The sequence below is a fragment of the Hyphomicrobium sp. DMF-1 genome (assembly GCF_027886585.1).
GTDB classification, from domain to species: Bacteria; Pseudomonadota; Alphaproteobacteria; order Rhizobiales; family Hyphomicrobiaceae; genus Hyphomicrobium_C; species Hyphomicrobium_C zavarzinii.
Window position 1 is genome coordinate 4,445,695 of the sequence record NZ_CP115706.1, and the last position, 22,803, is coordinate 4,468,497.

A 22,803-nucleotide genomic window follows, 5' to 3' on the forward strand; every position below is an offset into this window, starting at 1 on the left:
GGTTCCGACCGTGCACCAGATGATGTCATCGAGCGGCGACGGGAGCGAGGAAAAGCTTTCCCTTATCGAGCTTATAGGTCCACGGCAGTCCGGTATTTTTCCAGCCATTGACCGTCCGGCGCCCGTCTGGCGACAGGTCGCCCTCAAACCCTTCGTAGACGCTCCACGCGTTGGTAAAGCCGGCGCCAGCAAGCGCGTTGACGGCCTTAACGGTGCGATCCCCCGATCGGCATATCACGATGACCTTGTCCGCCTTACCAAGCCCCTTCCTGGCCAACAGAGCCTCGACCTCCGATACGAAAGATGGATTGGGCACGAGTTGAAGCCTGCCATTCTTATCATCCCATGCCGGCGGGCTCGGCAGGTCAACAAACGGGACATGCGCATCGATGTCGTTGGTCATGCCGACGAACATGAGTTCGGCGGCCGTGCGCACATCAACAAACAACACCTTATCCCGTTCTGCCGTCACGAGGTCATGCGCCTCGTTGGCGGTGAGGTACTTGCCGAGCGTGGTTTGCTTGTCTTTAGGAACCTCAAGCGCCATCGCCGCGCTGCCAAAGCAGCTCATCAGCAGGGCGAAGACGGTCGCGACGGCAAACAAAGGGGACTTCATGATGCTCTCCAGCTCCAGTCGTCGAGTGTATGGTTTAGTTACGGGCATCAGCCAGTGTATGTCGGTGACAAAGTCACCAAGTTTCGTGGCCCACGTGCCGCAACCGCGGCTCGGACTGGCATCGTTGAGCAATTCGGAAGGGAAGCATGATGTCGATCGGGTGGGTTGAGCAATTTCCGGGTCTCAAGAAGCTTCAGCCGGCCGTTGGCGAAGTCCTTATCGACGCCAGCCGAGTGGTCACGTTGCCGGCTGGGACGCAGATCTTCGGTCCTGGTCGGGCCCCTGAGAATTATCTGCTGCTGCTTGAAGGGACCGTTCGCGTGCAGCAGGTCTCCGAGTCCGGGCGTGAGATTGTGCTTTATCGAGTTTCGGCGGGTGAAAGCTGCGCCCTGACCACCGCCTGCCTGATGGGCTACGAAGAATATCAGGCGGATGGCATCGCGGAGACGGACGTCGAGGCGGTCGCAATTCCGCGAGCGCTTTTTGATGATCTGATTGCTCGATCTGCCGAGTTTCGGCGCTTCGTCTTCACGGCGTTCAGCGTGCGAATCACAAACCTTTTTAAGATCATCGAGGAGGTGGCGTTCTCTCGCATCGACATTCGCCTGGCTCAAAGGCTGCTGGAGCTTGCGGATGACCAAGATCGTATCGCCCTGACCCACCAACAACTTGCCGCGGAACTTGGTACCGCGCGAGAGGTCGTGAGCCGGCAGCTTCATGAATTTCAGCGGCGGGGGTGGATTTCAACGTCGCGCGGGATCACTGTGGTCACTGACCGTGGGGGGTTGGAAGAACTGTCGAAATCAGCATAGCAATCAGAATGCTCGGCTCTTTACCTGCGAAGCACACGACCGTTGTCGTGCTCATGACCATCGCAGGATGGTCATGATCGCCACCTGTTCAGCTCCCTCATCGAGGACTTAGGCGGCGAAAAGAGTGTGCTCAAGCGCAATGTGTTTAAAGACATAGCACTTCATCGTTGGTCTCCATCTTGAAATGCCCAACCTTGGCCCAGCGGAGAGAACGATGGATCCGGCGAGGATGATCGCGGATAGCTTGACACCTAGTCCCGGAGCCAACCGTCCATATCCGGTTTGGACAGTAGCGGACAAAATCGCCGGCGCGCTAGAACCTTGTCGTAAGCTCGGTGAGCCAGGCAGGCGAGACTGCGACGAGCTTGGCTTCGATGACTTTGTCGAGACCCGTCAGGATCAGACTCCCCGCCGCGATGAGAAGCGCTCCGAGAGCGGCCTTGCCGCCGCTGCCCGCCCCGAGTAGCCGTCCGCGCCAGGCGGCCATTGCCTCACGGGAGAGCAGGCCGAGGACGAGGAGCGGGAGGGCCGCGCCGAGGCCGAAGAGGAACATGGTCAGCGCCACCTCCCCTAGGTTCTTGCCCTGTGCGGCGAGAACGGAGGCTGCGCCGAGCGTCGGCCCGACGCAGGGGGCCCAGACCGCGCCGAGGAGAAGGCCCAACGCGAACTGGCCGCCCGCGCCCTTGGTCGAGAATTGGCCGAAGCTGTGCTCGATCCAGTTGCTCGCGGGGCCAGCCGCGGCGGCGAGCCGCATCTGGGCTGCGGGGACGACCAACAGCGCACCGATTGCGATCAGAAGCACGGCGGCGACGCTGCGGAACCATTGGGCGTCGAGCCCGATGGCGAAGCCGACCGTCGCCACGAACAGGCCAAGCGCGGTGAACGAGAGGGCGAGGCCCGCCGCGAGCGCGACCGGACCCCAACGGGTCTCCGCCGCCGCCGCGCCGAGCACGATCGGGAGCATCGGCAGCACGCACGGCGAGAGCGTGGAAAGAACGCCCGCAAGGGCGGCGAGCGCCAGCGTCCCGAAAGCCATGGGGGCTACCTCAGAGCGCGCTCATGACAAGGGCTGTAACCGAGTCTTTGTTCGTGTCGCCGACCGAGCGGCCGGTTTCCGTTGCGCCTTTGTAGGTGACGATCGTCGACTGGCTGCGGGCATTGACCGCCTTGAGCGCCGCGCCGCCTGTGTCGAAATCGATCTCGAAGACAACGAGGTCCTTGAGCTCGGGCTTGGCGGTGAGCTCGTCGATGATGGGTTTCTGGGCCTTGCAGGTCGGGCACCACGGCGCCGTGACATGTACGAGGATTGACTTTCCAGCCTTCTGGGCGGCGGCGAACGCGGCGGGCTCGAATTTCTGGTTCTCGCCGGCTTGAGCTGCAAGACCGCCGAGCATGGCAGTGAGGGCGAGAGCGGCGGCGACGAGCGCGAGGGGCAGGCGCATGCATTTCCTCCAATCGACAGGTCTTCGGCACTCATGAGGTACGCAGCGACCGGGCTTTCAGTTTCGGTAGGCCCGGTCCAGATTCTTCGCCTGATCGAGGTTCTTGGCCGCGTTCGCATTCTGCATGGCGCCGATCTTGGCCGAGTTCACGTCGGCGCCGTTGAAGTCGGCCCCCGTCACGTTGGCGTCGGTGAAATCGGCGCCGGCGACCTCGCTGCCGGCGAGGTTCGCCCCTTCGAGGTTCGCGCCCTTGAGCGACGCGTACTCGAGAAGTGCGCGAGAGAGATTCGCCCCCTTTAGCGAGGCGCCGTCGAGGTTCGTGCTTCTGAAGGTGCCGCGCATGAGGCCCATGGACTGGTTCTTCTCGTCCGCCGAGAGATCGGCGCCGTCGAGCTTCACCCCTGTCATGCTCGCCTTCGAGAAGTCACCGGCGACGCGTGCCCGCGAGAGGTCGGCGCCGTCGAGCTTGGCGCCGACGAGCTGCGTCCCGAACAGGCTCGCGCCCTTGAGATTGGCCCCGCGCCAGTCGGAATTGAGCGACCAGGCGGAATCGAGGTTGACCCCTTCGAGATTGGCCCCCGCCAGGTTGGAGCCCATGAGGCGGGCAGCCTGCAGGTTGGTGCGGCGCAGGTCCATCTTCGAGAGATCGAGCCCGTTCAGCGCCTTGCCGAAGAGGTCGAGTTTCTCGCCAGCGGGCAGCTTGGCGATGGCGGCCTCGAGGTCGGCGCGGCTCATCTCCGCCTTGGTGAAGGCGTCCGAGGTGAGATCGACCATGTCGAGCATGTTTTGCGCCGCGGCCGGCCCCGCGAGGAGCGCGGCGGCGAGACCGAGACCGAGTGCGATGCGTCGTATCACCATTTTGCGTATCCTCCGGACCCTAGGGCGGGCGAGCTGCCTAATGATATTGGGACGTGTCAAGGATTGGCGTTAATAGATCTATGAGGGCCGCCCCTTTAGGTGGTGGGCGTCTCCGGCTATGATCGACGCCAAAAAAACCTTCACGATGGGGATGGTATTGGTCATGGCGTATTCTCCCCCTCGCGGTTGTCCTTGACGCGATCTTTCCCCAGCCGTCGATCGCAGAAATGGTTGCGGTTGTCGGTGACTTAGTCACACATCTGTCTTCGCACATCGGCTACGGCTTCGGAAAACACGCGCAGCCGTGCATCCCTCTCCGCGCGCCCAGGCGCATCTTGCTTGTCTGTCTTGCCACGGCGTCCGGGAGCCCAAGAGCCGCAGCGCGCCCTACGCGCGCAAAGGATTTTTGAGGTAGCCTACGGCCTCGGAAGCCTTGGCGGCGGCAGTGAAGATGGCGCGGGAATCGGACTTCAGAAGGGTAAGTAATCGCGAGGTGTCGATAATGCGCAGGTGAGCCGCGTCCGCACTGAATTTCCTGTGAATTGAATGCACGAGGTGCGTTCTTCCTGCGCATTATTTGGTGCTCCGTAGCAGCCGCTGAAGCCCGCGGTCCGTGACGCACAAGCCAGATAGGTCTGTGCCGGCGACGCCTCTTTTGCCAGCTTGGGGCAGGGATGTTTGTGACCTGAGTTGAGCACGACCGCTTCAACCCCAATCGCGTTGGTTCCGCCGTAGAAGGGGAACTTCGGCTCAGGGCCAACAGCAGGCATTATGAATTTGCCAGAACGGTCCGGTCCGCTTGAGTCGACTCGTTCCCTCGATTCATCTGCCACCCCTTCGCCACTGCGTATATTGCGGGAATGACGACGAGCGTCAGCAGCGTTGATGAGACCATTCCGCCGATCATCGGCACAGCGATCCGCTGCATAACTTCCGAGCCCGTGCCCGTGCTCCACAGGATGGGGAGTAGTCCGGCCATGATCGCGACCACAGTCATCATCTTGGGCCGCACGCGCTCGACGGCGCCGAACATGATCGCGTCGTAGAGATCGTCACGCGTATAGGCCCGGCCTTCACGCCTGCACTTGGCCTTGGCATCCTCCACCGCGTGATCAAGGTAGATGAGCATCACCACGCCGGTCTCGGCGGCTACGCCTGCGAGCGCGATGAAACCGACCGCCACCGCAACTGAGAGGTTGAACCCCAGCCACCAGACCATCCACATGCCACCGACAAAGGCTGACGTCGGCTAACCACCCAAATCCCGACGCCGCTGCTCGTATTCCTCGCGGTCGATCTCTCCCCGGGCATAGCGTTCATCGAGGATGGAAAGGGCCGATGATGGTGCGCTCCGTTCGGGCCCCTTGTCGCCGAACAGCCAGCGGACCACCGAGACCAAGCCAACAATCGCTAGCCCGAGGAACGCTAGCCAGATAAACCCGCCCAGCGGCCACCATCCGCGCCACGCCCATTCATGCATGGGGCCAGGCACAGGACCAGTTTGAGCCCAACTCGGTGTGGCAAGGATCAACGTACCAAGGAATCCAATTACCAAGCGCATGTGAGCCATCCGGGACCAGTCAGAGCGATCGGATCACTTTCTCCAATCTCTCGCGCACCATTTGCGCCTTCTCAAGAAGGGCCGGATTGTCGATCGCAGACATCGACGCCACGGGGTCGATTGCAGCCACCTCCACCTGCCCCGGCGCGAGTTCTTGGACGATCACGTTGCAGGGCAGCATGGTCCCGACCTTGTCCTCAAGCTTGAGCGCTTCATGGGCGAGAGAAGGGTTGCATGCTCCAAGAATGCGGTAGGGACGAAACTCCACGCCGATCTTGGTCTTGAGCGTCGCCGCCACGTCGATTTCGGTGATCACGCCGAAGCCCTCATCCTTGAGCTTCCGCGTCGTCTCTGCAACCGCCGCATCGAAGCTCAGCGACAGCACCTTGTTGAAGTAGTAGCTCATTAGAACCTCACATCATGCAGCAACCGCTTCCAAGCAGGAGATCCGCTTTCTTCTTCTGGTCGTCACTCAGCACTTTGTAGAGTGCGTCGGTGGCCGGCAGGAGGGCCTTCATGCTCTCGACCATGCTCTGCATCGCCTGCATATGCGCCTGCATTCGCTCGCTTGCGCTGCCGGTCTGCATGGCCTGCATCATCGTTGCGTGCATGCTCTGCATGGTATTGCCCCGGGCTTTGACGGCACTTACGTAGCCGTCCCAGGCTGCGGCCTGGGTGTCAGTGATGCCCAGTTCGGCCTTCAGATAGGCAAGACGGCCTTCCATCATGGAACCCATGCCCATCATCATGCCTGGCCCCATACCTTGGCCCATCATACCCATACCCATCGGCATGTTGCCCATCATGCCTTGCATGCCTGGGCCCATCATTCCCTGCATACCCGGGCCCATCATGCCCATTCCCATATTGCCGCCCATCATGGGACAGCCACCCATCATCCCCATGCCCTGACCCATCGGCATATGCTGGCCCTGTTGTTGGCCTTGAGCCAGCGAACCGGTCGCAGTTGCTGCCAGGAGCGCCGCTGCGATCACCCATTTACGCATTGTCATGTGCATTACTCCTTGAGGCGTTGCCACGACTTTCCTCGTTCAATTCTTCTTTGCGGCTTCCCAGCAGGAAGCAATCCGGAATTATTTTTACGTTAGCGTCGGTGCCTCGTAATTGAGCTGGATCAAGACTCTTGGCCAGGTTGGCCGCTGGCGCTAGGAACCCGATCAGCCCTCTGGCCTCAGCGCGAGGGACCCCAAGCATCAGCCCATGCCAAACAATCGAACCAGGCACTCACAGGGATTTTAGGATTTATAAGAGATCACTTTTTTGTCCAGCGATTGAGGGCAACCACCGACCAAATCGCTTCGACCACGCCAAACGGCCAAGCGCCTTGCAGGAAGCCGTAAAGCGACGCCAATCCGCAGGCTCCTGCGAAGGCGAGAACATAGGTTGGGCTGCGGTCTTCGAGCGCGTAAAAGACAAGCATTGCGCTTACTGCAAAAAGTCCGAATAGCGTTAGCGCATCCAAGGTGCGAACTCCTCGTTTCGGCCAACGCTTGCATAGCAGATGATAGTCCTAATGCAGTCCCACTGCGGCACGAGATCGCCTTGGGTCGATCATCCGTATTATTCAGGTTGCGAGCCATATCGGGCGAAAACTTCGGTGCTGCCATCCTTCTTCAACAGTAGAACCTCGTAGGCCTCCCGCTTGTTGCCGGACTCCATCCCCGGTGAACCTATCGGCATGCCAGGCACAACGAGGCCGAGTGCCTCGGGGCGCTCGCTAAGCAGCTTTCGAATATCTTGCTCGGGAACGTGACCCTCGATCAGATAGCCATCGACTCTTGCGGTATGACAGGCCGTCATTGCAGCGGGAATGCCCGCATCGAGCTTCATCTTCATCAACTGGCCCATTGCGAGATCCTTGACGGCAACCTCATGACCGGCTGCCCGCAAGTGGCGGGCCCACGCATGGCAGCAAGAACATCCTCCGGTGGTCATCATCTCGAGTGATGCCGCAACTGCCGCAACCGGAAAAAATCCTATGGCGAACGCCGTCATCCAAGCTGACCGCCGATAAATCTGATGTTCTGTGGTCATGATGGGTTTTCCTTCGACTGATTGTCCGCGAAGTTGCCAAAAGAGGTTACGAGCAGGACCATGACGCCGACTACGATTGCGGCATCCGCGAAGTTGAATGCGGGCCAGTGATAGTCCCGGACATGAAAATCTAGGAAATCGACAACCGCACCGAGGCGAACACGATCTAGAGCGTTGCCAAGTGCGCCGCCAATGATCAGACCGAACGCGATGGCTTCCCAACGCACGGTCGATCGGATCAGAAGAATGGCAAATAGCGCAACAATGACGAGCGTGATCCCGGCCAGAAGCGTGGGTCGGCCCGCGAATGTCTCAGCGAACATGCTGAAGGATATCCCTTGGTTGAAGCTGAGACGCAGATCGAAAAATGGCAGCACGGATTGTGCGTTTCCGCGCTCAAGCGTCGCTAACGCCATCAGCTTGGTGGCTTGATCGAAAACGAAGGCGACAGTAATAGCCGCCAATCCAAATAGTTTTGTCAGGCGGGGCGATGCCGACGTGTCGATTGCGCTGCTCATGTGACCTCCTCGGACGGTGCCGTCGCCGTTGGACGATATCGCAGCAGGCGCAATGCATTCGCGGTGACCAGCACGGTGGCCCCTGTATCTGCTAGGATGGCCATCCACAGCGAGCTGATGCCGAGCAGAGTCGTGATCAGAAACACGGCCTTCAGCCCTAGCGCGAGCGCGATGTTTTGCCAGATATTGGACAAGGTCGCCCGCGCAAGGCTGACAAGCTCGGCAACGCCGCTCACGCGGTTGCTGAGCAAGGCTGCATCGGCTGTCTCCAGCGCAACATCGGTCCCACCTCCCATCGCAATGCCAACTGATGATGCCGCGAGGGCTGGCGCGTCGTTGATGCCATCGCCTACCATGGCCACCGGGCCAGCCGTCTTGAGTTCAGCAATGGCTTGGAGCTTGGCGTCAGGCAATAGCTCGGCGCGTACATCAAGGCCAAGGGCGCTGGCTATGGCTTGCCCGGTGCGCCGGTTGTCGCCCGTCAGCATGATGCCGTGTACCCCGAGCGCCTTAAGCCAGTTGATCCCAGCCACGGCATCGGGGCGCGGTTCGTCGCGGAGCGCGATGAGGCCGAGCGCGCGCTCTTTCGTGGCCACGATCACCACAGTCTTTCCTTCCGCCTCCAGCCTCTGCACCGCGTCCTCTAAGGAAGGGGGCAGCAGGTTGAATTCGGCGGCATAGCGCGGCGAGCCGACCGATATAAAACCCTCGCTCAGGCGAGCAACAACGGCTTTACCAGGCACGGCGGATGCGCCCCCGTAGGCCTGCGGGATGGCCAGCGAGCGAGCGCGGGCTGCGGCAATGATTGCAAACCCGAGCGGGTGGCTGGACCCTTGCTCGACGGCAGCTGCTTTCGCCAATACCTCACCGTCGTCGCCTTCAATGGCAACGACATCGGTCACCTGCGGCTTGCCGATTGTTAGCGTGCCGGTCTTGTCAAAAGCCACAGTCTTGATTTTGCCAAGAGCCTCTAAGGCTGCACCGCCCTTGATAAGAAGGCCACGGCGGGCCCCAGCCGCGAGACCGGAGGCGATGGCAGCGGGCGTCGAAATCACGAGCGCGCAGGGACAGGCGATAAGCAGCGTGGCGAGGCCGCGATAAATCCAAGTCCCCCAATCGGCTCCGAATAGCAGTGGCGGTACGATAATGATCAGGGCCGCTGCGGCCATGGACGCGGGCGTGTAATAGGTCGCGAATTGGTCGATGAAGCGGGCCGTGGGCGCTTTCGACGCTTGCGCGTTCTCCACCAGATGAATGATACGGGCGATCGTGTTGTCGGCTGCGGTCTTGGTGATTGATACCCTGAGCAAGCCGTTGCCGTTGATGCTACCGGCATAGACCATCGCGTCGGCAGTTTTAAGGACCGGAACGGACTCGCCGGTGACCGGGGATTCGTCAAGTTCCGATGTGCCTTCGATGATTTTTCCGTCCGATGGAACCCGATCGCCAGGGCGGACCACGGCAACATCGCCGACGCGCAATTGTTCGACTGATACTTTCCGGACCTCGCCGTTTTGCTCGACCTGGGCGATGCGCGGCACCAATCCAATTAGCGCTTGGATGCCCGCCCGCGCTCGACCTGCCGCGACGTTCTCAAGGAGTTCGCCTACGGCGAAGAGGAAGATCACAACGGCCGCTTCCTCGGTCGCGCCGATGAGAACAGCTCCGGCTGCCGCCACGCTCATGAGCGTTTCGATGCTGAAGGGTGTGCCGGACATGGCACCGGCGAGCGCACGCCGTGTAATAGGGACGAGACCAATGACGGCCGCTGCGAGATAGGCGAAAAGCGAGAGATTCGGCGCAATCCAAGCGACAATGGCGGCCACTGCAAGCAGGGCTGCGCTTACAAGGACGAGTTGCCCCTTGCGGGTTTGCCACCACGGCCGGTCGGCCCGCTCGGCCGAATGGGTCGAGTCGGTCTGCTCAGTCGCCAGTGGACGCGGCATGTAGCCAAGGCTGCGGATCTGGTCCTCTATCGCTTGGCGCGAGCTTCGATCAGCGTCGTGGTTCAGGGCCAGCGTCTCGGTGCCGTAGTTCACGTTTATGTCGCTGACGCCGGGGAGACGCTTCAGAGCGTTCTCGATCTTGAGCGCGCATGTGCCGCAATCCATGCCCTCAACCCCCATCTTGAGCGTCTGAATGTTTTTTGAGGGTCGTTCGGCAGCCGTCATGATTTTTTGGACTTTCATTCGTTAAGAGCCCATATTGCACCCTGTAGTAACTACAGGGTCAACACTTATGAGTTCAGGCGTCCTCACGATTGGCGATTTGTCCAAGACCACCGGCACCAAGGTGGAAACGATCCGCTATTACGAGCGGATCGGATTGCTTGCTGCCCCCGATAGGACCAGCGGAAACTATCGTGCGTATGGGACCAAGGATCTCGGTCGCCTCAGCTTCATCCGCCGCGCCCGCGATCTGGGATTTGGTCTGGAGCAAGTGAGAGAGCTTCTGGGTCTATCCGATCAGAAGCAGCGTTCCTGCGAGGGTGTCGATGTCATCGCGCGCGACCACCTCGCGGACGTTGATCGCAAGCTTGCCGATTTGAAGGCCCTGCGGCGCGAACTCGACAGCATCATCCGCCAGTGCGGCTGCGGCACTATTGCGAATTGCCGAATTATCGAAGCGCTGGCTCCGATTGATCCAAGCAATCTGTGACCGATTTGGGTAGCGAACGTCGATGCAATGCGTCAGATCCGGTGGCCGTTTCACCCCTTGAAGCGACCACCAGAATGGTGTCCTCAAAGCGAGTCGAGCCAGGCGAGCACGCTTGCGTCCCGCTTCCATGACGGGAGCTTTTTGCCTGGACCAGGTGCGCCGACGCGCTCCAGGGCCTTTCGCTTCGTTTCGAGATTGGCCTGGGCGTAGTGGTTTGTCGTGTCCAGGCTGACGTGCCCGAGCCAGCTGCGGATGACAGTGACGTCGACGCCCGCCGAGACGAGGTGGACGGCGGTCGCATGACGGAAGCTGTGCGGCGTCACGGTCTTGGAGCGAAGCGTCGGTACTGTCTTCGCCGCCGCCTCCACGTAGGCCGCGAGCTTGAACCGAACACCGGATGCGCCGAGCGGCTCGCCGTACCGATTGACGAACAGCCGCTCGCTTGGCAGCCGTGGCTGCCACTCCAGCAGCTTTTTCAGCAGCAGTATGGTTTCCGGCCAGAGCGGACAGATGCGCTCCTTGCGCCCTTTGCCGTAGAGCCGCACGCAGTTCGGCGTCTCGAACCGGATCGCCTCGGGCGTCAGATCGAGCGCTTCCTGGATGCGGGCACCACTGTTGTAGAGGAAGGACAGCAACGCATGGTCGCGCAGTCCTTCCAGCGTCGACCGGTCGGGCTCAGCGAGGATCGCCTCCACCTCCCTCGGCTCAAGATAGCAGGGCGCCGGGATCGGTGCGCGCTTGAACGGAACGGCGATGACCTCGGTGCACTGCGCGATCGCGGTCGGCTCCTTTCCGGCCACGAAGTGGAAGAAGCTGCGGATCGCGGCAAGGCGGCAGTTGCGCGTGCCGATCGTGCCCTTCCGGTCGTGCTCGGCGTGACCGAGGAAGGCGCTGACCTCGCTAGCCGTCAGGTCGGCGAGCTTGATCTCGGCGACCTCTTTGCGCTGTCGCGCCGCGACGAAGCGGAGGAACAGCCGCCAAGTGTCGCGATAGGAGCGGATTGTATGTACAGAGGCGGCGCGCTGCTCCGTCAGCCATTCCTGGAAGAAGCTGCGCAGCAAGGCCGGGAACGGGTCGTGCCGAAGGCGCATGGTGTGGGTGTTCTTCTTCATGGCCGCACCTCATCGCCAGAAGCGAGGCAGCGCGCCCCGACCAGACGAAACCGCTCGCTCGCCTCTTGCATCAGGTCCTGCGTAACCGTGATGTAGACCAGCGTGGAGTTGATATCCCGGTGGCCCAGATAGGTCGCCAGGAACGGCAGCCTGTCCTGCGGATTGATGCCCGACCGGTACCATTGGAGCATCCGGTTCACGACCATAGAGTGGCGGAGGTCGTGCAGACGCGGCCCCTTTCGCCCGGTCCCAATCCCAGGCTTGAGCCCGGCGCGACGCAGGATGTCGACGATCAACCAGGCGATGGCCGCCGAGCCGTAGCGATCATTCCCTTGGGTCTGCCAGAACAGCCCGGACTGCGGGTCTTGCGGCGCTCCAGCGCGCCGTCTGGCATCGAGGTAGGCGCGCAGCTCAGCCATCACGGTGTCGGGCAGCGGCAGGATTCTAGTCTTGAAGAACTTCGTCTCGCGGATGGTGATGGTGCCACTTCGAAGCTCGATGTCGCCAAGATCGAGGCGTGCAAGCTCGCTTCGTCGCAGGCCTGCGCAGTAGGCGAGCAGCAGCATGAGACGAGCGCTCATGGGCCGCAGCGGCGCCCGGGGGGACGGATAGGACCGGGCGATCTCCAGCATGCGCTGCACGTCGGCGGGGCTGTAAATGTGTGGCTTCCGGAAGTGACGCGCGGCTTCCTTCTGTGGCCGTAGGTCCAATCGCCTCGGCGGCAGGCTCGGATCCCGATGGCGGAGTGCATTATCGAGAGCGTGCTTTAGCTTTTCGCATTCCGCGGCGTGGTGGTGCGTCGGCTTGGCTGCCGACCAGTGCTCCAGCATCGTCTTGACGGGCTCTTTCGCAAGCTCCGGATGATCCTGAAGGAACTGATCGAACCGCAGGAACCATGCGGCCTGTGTCGTGTAGCGATATCCCCGCTTGCGCATCCGTTTCACATGCTCGCGCATGGTCTCGCCCAGGACACTGCCGAACGGCTTTGGACGGCGCAGTGCAACGAGCGCCTGATCCGGTTTGCGGGACGCCAACGCCTGCCAGATCGGCCGGCTCTGCTTGACGCTCAACTCCGAGCGCAGCACCGCGACTGGGTTACTGGTGATCAGCTTCAGTTCAACCAGATGATCGAGGAAGCGATCTACGATGCGGGCTCGATGAAGCAGGGTAGATGGTTGCCAATTCTTTCCCCATTCTCGCAGCCACGCTTCCAGCGTCTTCCGGTCGACTGCCCGGCGTCGCTCAGCGACCGCCTGGAAGTCGCGAAGGACTTGGGCATAGACGGAGCGAGCATGGGAGCTGAGCCGTAGTTGTCCCAGGTAGCGGGAGACGATCTTGCGATCTGGATCGATCCATGGGGCGGTCATGCCAGAGCCTCCGATCCCGGCACATCGAGCGCGATTGATCTGAGATCTTCGGTTGCCAGCTTCAGATATGGGATCGTCGCTTCGGTCGATCGATGGCCGAGCACGTCGCCGATGAGCTTCTGCGGCACCGATGCGCGCAGCATTTCGACCGCTCGGGCATGACGGAAGATATGTGGGCCACTTTTACCCGGTGGCTTGACGCCGGCTGCCGACAGGCGACGCTGCACCTCACTGGAGAAGTTTCGCAACGGACGATAGGGCGCACGAGACCGGAGGAAGACCTCTCTCCTGTCCGTTCTAGGGCGCCCGTGGCGCAGATAGTTGAGCATCGCCTCGCCGACCTGCGGCAGCAAAGGTAGAAACGAGCATGCACCGGTCTTAGAGTGCCGAACCCGTAAAGATTCAGCGCGCCAATCGATGTCTTCGATGGTCAGGTTCCGGACTTCGCCTGATCGCAGCCCGTAGGTCGCGAGGAGCTGCAGCATGGCATAGTCGCGCAGCCCCATCGGGGACGTGTCACGCTTCGTGGTCTCAAGCACGGCGGCGATCTGGTCCGGCTCTAAGATCGAGGGCACGCCCTCGTACGCGTACAGCATGGGCGAGACCACGTGAGCCGCGAGATCGCTCGCGACGTATTGGGTCCGGTGCATGTAGCGCACCAGCGAGCGCAGGCGCTCGGCGTAATCCTTGAGCGATACGCGCCGCTGTCCCGGCGCTCGCGCGTCCATGTAGAGATCGATGTCCTGGACGCTGAGGCCCTTGAGGCTCTGAGCCCCGCCGCGCTCGAGTTGCCAGACCAGGAAGTGTCTGGCCTCCGCCATCAACGCGACGATGCTCGCGCTCGCAAGGCCTCGCTCGTCACGTAACCAAGTCTCGTATTTGAGGCAGATCTCATGCCGGAGCGTCGCCTCTGGTCCAACGATGTCCGGCTCCGGCGGCCATTGCCCCCGAGCAAGGCGCAGCAACGCGTGGATTCCGGAACGGGGGATCGAGTGCCAGTCCAGGGCCGGCTGACGGCCACGCCGCTTCCTGAATTCGACCCTCGCATGGCGCAGGTACTGCGCAACCTGTGCCGGTGTCACTGTTGCGATAGGCATTGCATGCTGCGCCAGGTAGGCGAGGAAGTCGCGCGCGTAGGCGCAGTAGTTCCTGACGACGACTGGGCTGTAGCTCTGTGCGCTCAGCACATCTGTGAGTTCGGCGATCAGGTCGCGCTTGGTGTTTGACATGGAAGACCCCTCTGCTGGCTAAACGACAGCAGAAGTCGACCTCAAATAATGCGCAGGAAGAACGCACCTCGTGCATTCAATTCACAGGAAATTCAGTGCGGACGCGGCTCACCTGCGCATTATCGACACCTCGCGATTACTCGACTTATGGGGAGCTGCGCATAACTTCAGCCAGTCAGCGAGGTACTGGGCGTGATCAGGGCGGACGTCCTGGGTGATGCCGAGCTCGCAGCAGAGTATGGCCGATCCTATTTCGGCGACTTATCCTGACAGTTTGCGTCTTCTCTCGACGTTAGGAGCAGCAGGATTGACATCGGATGCCACATAATGATAGTAATCAATTACTATCATTTGGACCGAAGTCAGAGATGCAGACTAAATATCTTCCCGCCGAGGAGCGCCGCCAACGCACTGTGGAGGCCGTCGTCGCCCTTGCGGGCACGCAGAACCCGAGCGAGATCACGACGGCGGCGATTGCCAGTGAAATGAGCGTAACTCAGGGCGCCCTGTTCCGGCACTTCCCGAGCAAGGAGGCCATCTGGCAGGCTGTGATGGAGTGGGTCGCCGATCGGTTGCTGGATCGGATCGACCGGGCAGCCGAGCAGTCAGCGTCACCGCTTGCTGCCTTGCAGGCGATATTCATGAGCCACATCGAATTCGTGATCGAGCATCCCGGTGTGCCGCGGATGATGTTCGGAGAGTTGCAGCGAGCAGAAGCAACGCCTGCGAAGAAAGTCGCGCACACGTTAATGAGACGCTACGCGGAGCGGCTCGCACACAAGCTGGAAGAGGCGAAGGCCGGGGGAGAGGTGCTGGCCGACACGGACACGCAGGCGGCGGCGATCCTGTTCATCGGGATGATCCAAGGCTTGGTCATGCAGTCGATGCTGGCAGGCAACCTTCGTGCGGCGAGAGCCAATGCGCCGGGCGTGATCGAAATCTATTTTCGCGGTCTGGGTGCCCGCTGTGTGGAGCGGGCATCGGCAGCCAATAAAGACCTGAGACAGACCAAGAAGAAGGGTTGAGATGAACATGCGAATGACACTTGCTATCATTGCACTCGCGCTGGTCGCTGGTGGTGGGCTAGCCTTCTATCATCTGCACGGAAACGGCCATAGCCATGAGGCCGGGGACGAATTGCAGCTCAATGCCGGCCAGAAGTGGGATACGGACCAGCCGCTCCGCGTCGGAATGGAGCGTATCCGTGAATTGGTGAGTGCCGCCAGGCCGGACGGCAGCGCGACTGAGATGCAGGCGCTCGCCAGCGGCATCCAGCAGCAAGTCGATTACCTGACCACAAACTGCAAGCTCTCGCCCGCGGCCGACGAGAACCTCCACGTCATGATCGCGGATTTCCTGGAGGGCGCCGATCTCCTTACGCAGAAGAATGATCCGCAGCGCGGTATCGCAGTCATGCGAAAAGCTCTTGATACATATCCCAAGTATTTCAATCACGCAGGCTGGCGTGGCCTCGGCGACACTTGAGCGTGGGCGTCTGGAGCATGTTTCAGCCAGCCAGCTCAGCAACGGCCGCCGTTGAACCGGCCCAACCGACCACACCAGAACGGGTGCAACAGATGACGCCAGTATTGGTCGCGGAGATGGTCCGGCGGCCGTCGGTTGCCGATCGCGCAGAGGAGACCGCTCATGCGGGCTGTTGACGTAGCCATCATCGGTGCGGGCTCGGCCGGTATCGCGGCCCGGAGCGAGGTCGCCAGGGTCACAGACGATTATGTCGTGATCGATGACGGGACGCTCGGCACGACATGCGCTCGTGTCGGCTGCATGCCCTCCAAGGCGTTGATCCAGGTTGCCAACGACTTTCATCGCCGAACCCTGCTCGAGGAGATGGGTATCTCCGGCTCCGAAAACATGGTGGTCGACCGCGGCAAGGTCATGGCTCATGTGCGACGCCTGCGTGATGCGTTCGTCGCAGGCGTCCACAAGGACATGCGCATTTGGGAGAAGCACGTCATGCGAGCGCGGGCACGGTTCATCGGTGCCGATACGCTCGCGGTCGGCGATGAGACTCTCAGAGCCAAGTCGATCGTCATCGCGACCGGCTCCCGTCCAACTGTTCCAGCGGCGTGGCGCTCGCTGTCCCAGGCTGTCCTGGATACGGATCGGTTCTTCGAGGAGAAGGTAGTTCCAGATCGAATGGCCGTGATCGGCGCCGGTGCCATAGGGACCGAGCTCGGCCAGGCGCTGGCAAGGCTGGGGGTCGAGGTCGTCGTTGCCACGACCAGCAAGGCCGTTGGCGGGCTGAGCTCTCCGGCACTACAGGAAGCAGTCTTGAAGCTCTTGTCCCGCGAAATGAGGATCCGTTTCGGCAATGCAGGTCTCAGCGCAGGAGGTGAGCACGCCGTAACGCTGACGGTCGACGGGGAGTCATGGGAGGCGGACGCCGCCTTGGTCGCGGTCGGACGCAAGCCGCAACTCGCCGGCCTCGGTCTCGAGGACATCGGAGTGCGGCTCGACGAGAAGGGCCTGCCCATCATCGACGCGACCACGATGCGGATCGACGGCACGAGCATCTATATCGCCGGTGATGCGAGCGGTGGCCGGGCCATATTCCACGAGGCGGTCGATGAAGGCCGCATTGCCGGGTACAATGCTGCGCGCGCAGACAGCCACTGTTTCGCCCGCTCGCCCCGGCTCGCTATCACCTTCACAGACCCCAACATCGCAATTGTTGGGCGCGGCTGGCGGAGCCTTATCGATCAAGGTGCCGACTTCGTGACCGGCGAGGCCTCCTTCGCCCGCCAAGGCCGCGCCATTGTCATGCGCGAGACCGACGGTCAGATCGAGGTCTACGCGGACAGGAAGAGCGGCAGGCTGCTCGGTGCGGAGATGATCGCGCCGAGGGCCGAGCATCTGGCGCACCTCTTCGCCTTCGCGCTGTCGAGGGACCTCACAGTACATCAGGTGCTGCAGATGCCCTTCTATCACCCGGTCATCGAAGAGGGCTTGCGCACGGCGCTGAAGGACGCCGCCTACAAGCTCGAGCGGCGGATTCGTGACATCGAGCTGATGCGCTGCGCCGAGCCGCCCGTGGGCGGCGACGGGAGTGCCAGCTTCGTCGAAATGCGTTGAGGAGTGACCATGGGACAAAAAGCGCTGATTCCCGCGAAACCGGACCTGCACGGCACATCAATGGCGGCTCAACAACTGACGCCAGTGATGCTCCCGGAGATGCTGCAACAGTTGGGCAATGGATTATCGGATTTCTGGCTTGGTGCGAGTGCAGCTGGCGATGAAGATGTCTCGCAGCGCGTCGGCGAGGCTCTAGACCGCTCTTGGCACTACCTCGCCTCTCGACGCACGCTCGGTTTGTCGCCGATGGCCGTTGCCGAGGCCTACTTCGACTGGATGATCCATCTGGGGGCATCGCCCGGCAAGCAGCTGCAGCTGGCCGAGAAGGCGGTGCGGAAAGCCGCGCGCCTTGCGCACTACGCGGCCCACTGTGCGCTGCGGTCCAATGGCGTCGAGCCGTGCATGGAGCCGCTGGCGCAAGACAAGCGCTTTCGCGGCGAGGCGTGGCAGCAATGGCCTTTCAGCATCATCTATCAATCCTTCCTGCTGCAACAGCAGTGGTGGCATGTCGCGACGACGGGTATTCAAGGCCTCGGAGACAAGCACGAGGCGCAAGTCACGTTTGCCACCCGGCAGGCGCTCGACATGGTCTCGCCGTCGAACTTCGTGCTGACAAATCCGGAGGTGCTCCAGAAGACGCTGGCCGAAGGCGGCGGCAATCTGGTGCGGGGCTACTGGAATTTCATCGAGGACTGGGAGCGCGCGATAAACGGCCAGCCACCACATGGAGCCGAGGCGTTCGAGGTCGGCCGCAATCTCGCGCGGAGTGCAGGCAAGGTCATCTATCGAAATCGATTGATCGAGCTGATCCAGTACGCGCCGACCACCGACAAGGTGCATCCCGAGCCGGTCCTGATCGTGCCGGCGTGGATCATGAAATACTACATCCTCGACCTGACGCCTGAGAACTCGCTGGTAAAGTTCCTGACTGACCAAGGCTTCACGGTTTTCATGGTCTCGTGGAAGAACCCGGGCTACGAGGACCGCGACCTCGGCCTGGAAGAATACCGGAAGCTCGGCGTGATGGCCGCGCTCGAAGCGGTCAACGCTGTGATACCGGAACGTAAAGTGCATGCCGTTGGCTACTGTCTCGGGGGCACATTGCTCTCGATCGCAGCGGCAGCCATGGCGCGGGATGGAGATGAACGGCTTGCGACCCTGAGTTTCCTGGCCGCCCAGTCCGATTTCAAGGAGGCCGGCGAGCTGACCCTGTTCGTCGTCGAGAGCCAGGTTGCCTTCCTCGAGAATATGATGCGCGAGCAGGGCTATCTCGACATCCATCAGATGGCGGGCGCCTTCCAGATGCTGCATTCGAACGACCTCGTCTGGTCGCGTGTCATCCACGACTATCTCATGGGCGAGCGCAGCCCGATGAACGCGCTGATGGCATGGAACGCCGATGGCACCCGGATGCCAGCGCGCATGCACTCCGAGTACCTGCGGCAGCTGTTCCTGAAGAACGATCTCGCAGAGGGGCGGTTCAAAGTCGAAGGCCGCGCCATCGCACTCACCGACATCCGGGTGCCGCTGTTTGCCGTCGGCACGGAGACCGACCACGTCGCGCCCTGGCGCTCCGTCTACAAGTTCCATCTTCTTGCCGATACGGACGTCACCTTCCTTCTCACGAACGGCGGCCACAACGGCGGTATCGTCTCCGAGCCCGGTCACAAGGGCCGCCGCTATCGGATACGGACCAAGCGCGAAAGTGATCGCTTCCTCGATCCCGAAACATGGATGAGGGACACGCCGGGGCATGAAGGCTCCTGGTGGCCGGCCTGGGTCGAGTGGTTGTCGCGCCAGTCTGGAAAGCGAGTTACGCCTCCGGGGGGCGGCGCGGCAGACAAGGGGCTTGCCGCCCTGGCTGATGCGCCTGGCGGCTATGTACGACTAAGGTGACATCGACGAGGTGCAACCAAGCTATTCCGATCATGAGGTATGAGATGATGGCAACATCGCAATCGACCGGCACAAAGAACATCGTCATCGGCTTGCTGTTTCTCGCCGGTTTCATGGCCTATGGGTTCGTGCTGATCTACCTCCGCGACTTTGCGCCGGGGAAGGAGCAGTGGATCGCCGACTACGCGGTCGGCAAGCACTTCGAGTCGCGCCTCGCACATGTCCACGGCAATCTGTTCGCCCTGATCAACATCGCGGTCGGCCTCGTCCTAGCCCGCTTTGAGCTGCCCGAGGCCACAGGCCATCGGATCTCGTGGCTGGGTATCGCGGCCCTTCTGATGCCACTTGGAATCCTGTCCGAGGTCCTGTTCTCCGTACCCCCAGTCCTTGTCATCGTTGGCGGCATATCGATGGTTGCTTGCATGGCTTGGCTCGGAATCGCGATATGGCGCGAAATAGGACCGAAGGGAGCCTGACGATCATGAACGAGTTACGCGCGCAATCGGCCTCGGGTGGGAATAAGCCCATGGAAGAAAAGTCTGCAGCGAGATTGCGAGCAGTTGCGCTCCTTCGCCGGCCCGCGGTCAGGTACGCGCTGGTGGCTACCGGTGTTATTGCTGCGATCATGCTGGGTTTCGCCATCTACGGCAATCGCCCCATCAGCGTTCAGGTGGCGGCGGAGGAGCGTAACGTCCCCGTCCGCGTCTTCGGCCTCGGAACCGTCGAGGCGCGTGTACTGTCGAAGATCGGGTTCGAGGTCGGTGCCGCGCTCGCGGAGCTCCATGCCGACCACGGCGACCGCGTGACGAAAGGCCAGGTGCTGGCGCGATTGAGTCTCGGTGAGCAGGAGGCCAAGGTCGCCAAGGCCCGCGCCGCACTCGAAATCGCTACGGTCAACATCACGCGGGCGGAGGCCAACCTGGAGAAGGCCCAGGCCGTGCTTGCTCAGAAGCAGGAGGCCAACAGACGGAAGCAGGCGCTCGTTGGCCGCGACATCGTCTCCCAGCAGGTGGCGGAGGAGGCCGTGCGGGACGAGGCGGTGGCGAAGGCCGATGTCGTCGTCGCGGAGAGTGAGATTGCAAGCGCTCGCGCGCAGCTTACCGATGCCAAGGCACAGGTTCAGTTCGAGGAGACGTTGCTGCGGCACCGTACACTCGTTGCGCCCTACGATGCCATTGTGATCGAGCGGCACAAGGAGCTCGGCACCGTTGTCAAGGCCGGCGATCCGATCTTCACTCTGATTGCCGCGGGCAGCTACTGGGGGCTTGCCTATGTCGACGAGGCACGCGCCGGGTTCATCAACGAAGGCCAGCGGGTCGATGCACGGCTGCGCTCGCGCCCTCAGGAAGCATTCACCGGCAAAGTCGAGCGCATCGGGCTCGAGAGCGACCGCGTCACGGAGGAGCGGCGTGTCTACATCAAGGGTGACAATCCCCCGCCACGTGTGTTTCTCGGCGAGCAGGTGGAGTTCTGGATCACGGTCGCCACGCTCGACGAGGCCCTGCTCGTGCCGGCAGCCGCCGTGCACGGCTACGACGGACGCCAGGGCACGGTGTGGACGGTCGAGGCGGGCCGCCTGCAGCGCCGCTTCGTCAAGTTCCGCCATCGCACGGAGGATGCGCGCCTCGAGATCGTCGATGGGGTGCCTGAGGGCGCGCGCGTCGTTGTCAGCCTCGACAGCGACCCCAAGGAAGGCCGGGCGGTGCGCGTGAGCGAGGCGAGGCCCCAATGAACCTCGCCTATCGGGACATTCGACACAATCTCGGCCGCTTCCTGTTGACCTGCGTCGGGCTCGGATTGCTGCTCGGCGTCGTGCTGGCGATGATCGGCATCTATCGCGGCCTCGTCGCCGACGCGCTGACGATCGCCCGGGCTCCTGCCGTCGATCTGTGGGTGGTGGAGGCCAATACGCGCGGCCCCTTCGCCGAAGCATCGCGCATCCCCGGTGACATCCGCGAGGCTGTGGCGCGCATTGCCGACGTTACCGCTGCCGGCAGCATTACCTATCAGACCGTCGAGACCGAGCACGGGGGAGTGAAGCTCAGGCTCTACGTCATCGGCTACGAATTGACCCGGCCAGGGGGGCCGCCGGAGATCGCGGAAGGCCGTGAGATTGCCCGCAATCATTACGAGATGGTCGCCGATCGAAGCACGGGCCTGACCCTGGGTGAGCGGGTCCTGCTCGGACGCAACGTGTTCACCGTCGTTGGATTAACGCGCCACCAAGTCAACTCCGGTGGCGATCCCGCCGTCTACATCACGCTGCCCGACGCGCAGAAGCTGCAGTTCGACCTTGCACCGCCTGCCGCGCGCGTGCAGCTGGCGCGTGGCACCGGCGGCTCCAGCCGCGACACCGTCAATGCCGTCGTCGCGCGACTGCACGGCAATGCGTCCCCTGAAGCGGTGGCCGAGACGGTGCGCCGCTGGAAGCATCTCTCCGCGATCACGCAGGCGGGCCAGGAGCTGATCCTCACGCGCTCGCTGGTCGACCGCGCCCGGCGGCAGATCGGGCTCTTCACGTCGCTGTTGCTGGTGGTGTCGGCCGTCATCATCGCGCTCATCATCTACACGATGACCATGGAGAAGCTGAAGCAGATCGCGACGCTGAAGCTGATCGGCGCACCCGATCGCGCCATCACCGGCATGATCGTTCAGCAGGCTTTGGCACTCGGTGTCATCGGCTTTGCGATCGGCGCCGCCCTCATCGTGAACATCAAGGACTACTTTCCCCGGCGCGTGGTGCTGGAGCCTGACAACGTCATGATCCTTGGCCTGATCGTGTTCGCGGTGTGCCTTCTCTCGAGCGGTCTTGGCGTGCGCGCTGCCCTCAGGGTCGATCCCGCGACGGCACTGGGAGGCTGAGATGGCAGGCGCGAAAGATCACCCGCTCGTTCGTCTCGACCGCATCTCGAAGCATTTCGGCGAGGGCGAGACGCGTGTCGACGCGCTGCGTGACGTCTCGCTTGACGTCTATCCCGGGCAAGTCGTGGCGCTGCTCGGGCCGTCGGGCTCGGGCAAGACCACCCTCTTGAATGTCATCGGCTGCATCCTCGACCCCTCCTCCGGCTCGATGGAGCTCGATGGAGAGCCGGTGATCGAGGATGGGCGCTGGCTGAGGCCCAATCTCAGGCAGCTCAGGCTCGACAAGATCGGCTTCATCTTCCAGTTCCACAACCTGATCCCGTTCCTCGATGCGACGGACAATGTCGCGCTCGTGCTGCAGCTGGCGGGGGCGGACGCCGCAACAGCGCGCAATCGCGCGGTCGAACTGCTCGAGTATCTCGAGGTCGGACACCGCCGGGGGGCGATGCCGGCCAAGCTGTCGGGCGGGGAAGCGCAGCGCGTCGCCATTGCGCGGGCGCTTGCCAACCGGCCGCGTATCATTCTCGCGGACGAGCCGACCGCAGCGCTCGACTCCAAGCGCGCCGGGATCGTGATGGACCTGCTGCGCAAGGTCGCCGTCGAGCAGGAGGCCGCCATCATCGCCGTCACTCACGACGAGAAGATCTTCGACCGCTTCGAACGGATCTTCAGCCTGCGCGATGGCCGTCTCGACAGCGAGCACGACACCTCGCGGGCGGCCTGA

Annotated in this window: 25 protein-coding genes and 1 pseudogene; 10 read left to right on the forward strand and 16 right to left on the reverse strand. The window is 62.2% G+C overall.

What is annotated here, in order from left to right; translation table 11 throughout:
- Nucleotides 1-25: 25 nt before the first annotated feature.
- A complete protein-coding gene (locus tag PE058_RS20515; RefSeq protein ID WP_271029362.1) occupies nucleotides 26-616 on the reverse strand; it encodes a rhodanese-like domain-containing protein in 591 nt (196 codons plus the stop codon).
- A 146-nt stretch (nucleotides 617-762) separates the two neighbouring features.
- Here PE058_RS20515 and PE058_RS20520 point away from each other — a divergent pair, with 146 nt between their 5' ends.
- Complete coding sequence (locus tag PE058_RS20520; protein WP_442908667.1) at nucleotides 763-1,428, forward strand: Crp/Fnr family transcriptional regulator; 666 nt, start codon at nucleotides 763-765, stop codon at nucleotides 1,426-1,428.
- 313 nt (nucleotides 1,429-1,741) lie between these two features.
- Here PE058_RS20520 and PE058_RS20525 read toward each other — a convergent pair whose 3' ends face one another.
- The 11 genes and pseudogenes from PE058_RS20525 to PE058_RS20575 form a co-directional block, all read right to left on the reverse strand.
- Nucleotides 1,742-2,464 (reverse strand): cytochrome c biogenesis CcdA family protein, encoded by a 723-nt coding sequence (locus PE058_RS20525; protein ID WP_271029363.1) that lies wholly within the window; start codon nucleotides 2,462-2,464, stop codon nucleotides 1,742-1,744.
- A 10-nt stretch (nucleotides 2,465-2,474) separates the two neighbouring features.
- Nucleotides 2,475-2,870, reverse strand: a complete 396-nt coding sequence (locus tag PE058_RS20530; protein ID WP_271029364.1) for a thioredoxin family protein — start codon at nucleotides 2,868-2,870, stop codon at nucleotides 2,475-2,477.
- Between the two features lie 57 nt (nucleotides 2,871-2,927).
- Nucleotides 2,928-3,728, reverse strand: a complete 801-nt coding sequence (locus PE058_RS20535; protein ID WP_271029365.1) for a pentapeptide repeat-containing protein — start codon at nucleotides 3,726-3,728, stop codon at nucleotides 2,928-2,930.
- A 769-nt stretch (nucleotides 3,729-4,497) separates the two neighbouring features.
- Nucleotides 4,498-4,968: pseudogene (locus tag PE058_RS20540) on the reverse strand (efflux RND transporter permease subunit); the annotation flags it as partial.
- A gap of 9 nt (nucleotides 4,969-4,977) precedes the next feature.
- Nucleotides 4,978-5,298, reverse strand: a complete 321-nt coding sequence (locus tag PE058_RS20545) for an SHOCT domain-containing protein (protein ID WP_333780408.1) — start codon at nucleotides 5,296-5,298, stop codon at nucleotides 4,978-4,980.
- 10 nt (nucleotides 5,299-5,308) lie between these two features.
- Nucleotides 5,309-5,695, reverse strand: coding sequence for a DUF302 domain-containing protein (locus tag PE058_RS20550; RefSeq protein ID WP_271029367.1), 387 nt, complete (start codon nucleotides 5,693-5,695; stop codon nucleotides 5,309-5,311).
- A 7-nt stretch (nucleotides 5,696-5,702) separates the two neighbouring features.
- The gene (locus PE058_RS20555; RefSeq protein WP_271029368.1) at nucleotides 5,703-6,302 is read right to left on the reverse strand and encodes a Spy/CpxP family protein refolding chaperone; all 600 of its coding nucleotides are present in this window, start codon (nucleotides 6,300-6,302) and stop codon (nucleotides 5,703-5,705) included.
- Between the two features lie 260 nt (nucleotides 6,303-6,562).
- Complete coding sequence (locus PE058_RS20560; RefSeq protein WP_271029369.1) at nucleotides 6,563-6,772, reverse strand: hypothetical protein; 210 nt, start codon at nucleotides 6,770-6,772, stop codon at nucleotides 6,563-6,565.
- 98 nt (nucleotides 6,773-6,870) lie between these two features.
- Nucleotides 6,871-7,344, reverse strand: coding sequence for a DUF411 domain-containing protein (locus PE058_RS20565; RefSeq protein WP_271029370.1), 474 nt, complete (start codon nucleotides 7,342-7,344; stop codon nucleotides 6,871-6,873).
- The gene (lspA, locus tag PE058_RS20570; RefSeq protein WP_271029371.1) at nucleotides 7,341-7,862 is read right to left on the reverse strand and encodes a signal peptidase II; all 522 of its coding nucleotides are present in this window, start codon (nucleotides 7,860-7,862) and stop codon (nucleotides 7,341-7,343) included. The genes PE058_RS20565 and lspA overlap by 4 nt, the downstream gene beginning before the upstream one ends.
- The gene (locus PE058_RS20575; protein WP_271029372.1) at nucleotides 7,859-10,051 is read right to left on the reverse strand and encodes a heavy metal translocating P-type ATPase; all 2,193 of its coding nucleotides are present in this window, start codon (nucleotides 10,049-10,051) and stop codon (nucleotides 7,859-7,861) included. The genes lspA and PE058_RS20575 overlap by 4 nt, the downstream gene beginning before the upstream one ends.
- Nucleotides 10,052-10,100: 49 nt before the next feature.
- On the opposite strand from PE058_RS20575, the gene PE058_RS20580 reads away from it, so the two are divergent.
- On the forward strand, nucleotides 10,101-10,520 hold the full coding sequence (locus PE058_RS20580) for a MerR family transcriptional regulator (protein WP_271029373.1): 420 nt from the start codon (nucleotides 10,101-10,103) through the stop codon (nucleotides 10,518-10,520).
- Between the two features lie 83 nt (nucleotides 10,521-10,603).
- Here the strand turns inward: PE058_RS20580 and PE058_RS20585 are convergent, their stop codons facing one another.
- From PE058_RS20585 to PE058_RS20600, 4 genes are all read right to left on the reverse strand, one after another.
- Nucleotides 10,604-11,632, reverse strand: a complete 1,029-nt coding sequence (locus PE058_RS20585; RefSeq protein WP_271029374.1) for a tyrosine-type recombinase/integrase — start codon at nucleotides 11,630-11,632, stop codon at nucleotides 10,604-10,606.
- Nucleotides 11,629-12,999 (reverse strand): tyrosine-type recombinase/integrase, encoded by a 1,371-nt coding sequence (locus PE058_RS20590; RefSeq protein ID WP_271029375.1) that lies wholly within the window; start codon nucleotides 12,997-12,999, stop codon nucleotides 11,629-11,631. Before PE058_RS20590 ends, PE058_RS20585 begins: the two co-directional genes overlap by 4 nt.
- The gene (locus PE058_RS20595) at nucleotides 12,996-14,228 is read right to left on the reverse strand and encodes a site-specific integrase (RefSeq protein ID WP_271029376.1); all 1,233 of its coding nucleotides are present in this window, start codon (nucleotides 14,226-14,228) and stop codon (nucleotides 12,996-12,998) included. Before PE058_RS20595 ends, PE058_RS20590 begins: the two co-directional genes overlap by 4 nt.
- A 108-nt stretch (nucleotides 14,229-14,336) precedes the next feature.
- The gene (locus PE058_RS20600) at nucleotides 14,337-14,480 is read right to left on the reverse strand and encodes a zincin-like metallopeptidase domain-containing protein (protein ID WP_271030634.1); all 144 of its coding nucleotides are present in this window, start codon (nucleotides 14,478-14,480) and stop codon (nucleotides 14,337-14,339) included.
- Nucleotides 14,481-14,545: 65 nt separating this feature from the next.
- On the opposite strand from PE058_RS20600, the gene PE058_RS20605 reads away from it, so the two are divergent.
- The 8 genes from PE058_RS20605 to PE058_RS20640 all read left to right on the forward strand — a co-directional run bounded on the left by PE058_RS20605 (nucleotide 14,546) and on the right by PE058_RS20640 (nucleotide 22,803).
- Nucleotides 14,546-15,253 (forward strand): TetR/AcrR family transcriptional regulator, encoded by a 708-nt coding sequence (locus PE058_RS20605; protein ID WP_271029377.1) that lies wholly within the window; start codon nucleotides 14,546-14,548, stop codon nucleotides 15,251-15,253.
- A gap of 13 nt (nucleotides 15,254-15,266) precedes the next feature.
- Nucleotides 15,267-15,713: a hypothetical protein gene (locus PE058_RS20610; protein ID WP_271029378.1), complete on the forward strand. Its 447-nt coding sequence runs from the start codon at nucleotides 15,267-15,269 to the stop codon at nucleotides 15,711-15,713.
- A gap of 162 nt (nucleotides 15,714-15,875) precedes the next feature.
- The gene (locus PE058_RS20615; RefSeq protein ID WP_271029379.1) at nucleotides 15,876-17,321 is read left to right on the forward strand and encodes a dihydrolipoyl dehydrogenase; all 1,446 of its coding nucleotides are present in this window, start codon (nucleotides 15,876-15,878) and stop codon (nucleotides 17,319-17,321) included.
- Nucleotides 17,322-17,420: 99 nt separating this feature from the next.
- A complete protein-coding gene (locus PE058_RS20620) occupies nucleotides 17,421-19,217 on the forward strand; it encodes a PHA/PHB synthase family protein (RefSeq protein WP_442908686.1) in 1,797 nt (598 codons plus the stop codon).
- 44 nt (nucleotides 19,218-19,261) lie between these two features.
- Complete coding sequence (locus PE058_RS20625) at nucleotides 19,262-19,693, forward strand: hypothetical protein (RefSeq protein ID WP_271029381.1); 432 nt, start codon at nucleotides 19,262-19,264, stop codon at nucleotides 19,691-19,693.
- Nucleotides 19,694-19,815: 122 nt separating this feature from the next.
- A complete protein-coding gene (locus PE058_RS20630) occupies nucleotides 19,816-20,949 on the forward strand; it encodes an efflux RND transporter periplasmic adaptor subunit (protein ID WP_271029382.1) in 1,134 nt (377 codons plus the stop codon).
- The gene (locus PE058_RS20635; RefSeq protein WP_271029383.1) at nucleotides 20,946-22,079 is read left to right on the forward strand and encodes an ABC transporter permease; all 1,134 of its coding nucleotides are present in this window, start codon (nucleotides 20,946-20,948) and stop codon (nucleotides 22,077-22,079) included. Before PE058_RS20630 ends, PE058_RS20635 begins: the two co-directional genes overlap by 4 nt.
- A gap of 1 nt (nucleotide 22,080) precedes the next feature.
- On the forward strand, nucleotides 22,081-22,803 hold the full coding sequence (locus tag PE058_RS20640; protein ID WP_271029384.1) for an ABC transporter ATP-binding protein: 723 nt from the start codon (nucleotides 22,081-22,083) through the stop codon (nucleotides 22,801-22,803).

Excerpts from the sequence above, each read along its gene's own strand:
- PE058_RS20585 (WP_271029374.1), bottom strand. The coding sequence starts at position 11,632 with ATGAAGAAGAACACCCACACCATGCGCCTTCGGCACGACCCGTTCCCG.
- PE058_RS20615 (WP_271029379.1), top strand. The coding sequence starts at position 15,876 with ATGCGGGCTGTTGACGTAGCCATCATCGGTGCGGGCTCGGCCGGTATC.
- PE058_RS20635 (WP_271029383.1), top strand. The coding sequence starts at position 20,946 with ATGAACCTCGCCTATCGGGACATTCGACACAATCTCGGCCGCTTCCTG.
- PE058_RS20565 (WP_271029370.1), bottom strand. The coding sequence starts at position 7,344 with ATGACCACAGAACATCAGATTTATCGGCGGTCAGCTTGGATGACGGCG.
- PE058_RS20590 (WP_271029375.1), bottom strand. The coding sequence starts at position 12,999 with ATGACCGCCCCATGGATCGATCCAGATCGCAAGATCGTCTCCCGCTAC.
- PE058_RS20555 (WP_271029368.1), bottom strand. The coding sequence starts at position 6,302 with ATGACAATGCGTAAATGGGTGATCGCAGCGGCGCTCCTGGCAGCAACT.
- PE058_RS20640 (WP_271029384.1), top strand. The coding sequence starts at position 22,081 with ATGGCAGGCGCGAAAGATCACCCGCTCGTTCGTCTCGACCGCATCTCG.
- PE058_RS20520 (WP_442908667.1), top strand. The coding sequence starts at position 763 with ATGATGTCGATCGGGTGGGTTGAGCAATTTCCGGGTCTCAAGAAGCTT.
- PE058_RS20525 (WP_271029363.1), bottom strand. The coding sequence starts at position 2,464 with ATGGCTTTCGGGACGCTGGCGCTCGCCGCCCTTGCGGGCGTTCTTTCC.
- PE058_RS20595 (WP_271029376.1), bottom strand. The coding sequence starts at position 14,228 with ATGTCAAACACCAAGCGCGACCTGATCGCCGAACTCACAGATGTGCTG.
- PE058_RS20580 (WP_271029373.1), top strand. The coding sequence starts at position 10,101 with ATGAGTTCAGGCGTCCTCACGATTGGCGATTTGTCCAAGACCACCGGC.
- PE058_RS20515 (WP_271029362.1), bottom strand. The coding sequence starts at position 616 with ATGAAGTCCCCTTTGTTTGCCGTCGCGACCGTCTTCGCCCTGCTGATG.
- PE058_RS20575 (WP_271029372.1), bottom strand. The coding sequence starts at position 10,051 with ATGAAAGTCCAAAAAATCATGACGGCTGCCGAACGACCCTCAAAAAAC.
- PE058_RS20530 (WP_271029364.1), bottom strand. The coding sequence starts at position 2,870 with ATGCGCCTGCCCCTCGCGCTCGTCGCCGCCGCTCTCGCCCTCACTGCC.
- PE058_RS20545 (WP_333780408.1), bottom strand. The coding sequence starts at position 5,298 with ATGGCTCACATGCGCTTGGTAATTGGATTCCTTGGTACGTTGATCCTT.
- lspA (WP_271029371.1), bottom strand. The coding sequence starts at position 7,862 with ATGAGCAGCGCAATCGACACGTCGGCATCGCCCCGCCTGACAAAACTA.
- PE058_RS20605 (WP_271029377.1), top strand. The coding sequence starts at position 14,546 with ATGCCACATAATGATAGTAATCAATTACTATCATTTGGACCGAAGTCA.
- PE058_RS20610 (WP_271029378.1), top strand. The coding sequence starts at position 15,267 with ATGACACTTGCTATCATTGCACTCGCGCTGGTCGCTGGTGGTGGGCTA.
- PE058_RS20620 (WP_442908686.1), top strand. The coding sequence starts at position 17,421 with ATGCTGCAACAGTTGGGCAATGGATTATCGGATTTCTGGCTTGGTGCG.
- PE058_RS20535 (WP_271029365.1), bottom strand. The coding sequence starts at position 3,728 with ATGGTGATACGACGCATCGCACTCGGTCTCGGTCTCGCCGCCGCGCTC.
- PE058_RS20550 (WP_271029367.1), bottom strand. The coding sequence starts at position 5,695 with ATGAGCTACTACTTCAACAAGGTGCTGTCGCTGAGCTTCGATGCGGCG.
- PE058_RS20625 (WP_271029381.1), top strand. The coding sequence starts at position 19,262 with ATGATGGCAACATCGCAATCGACCGGCACAAAGAACATCGTCATCGGC.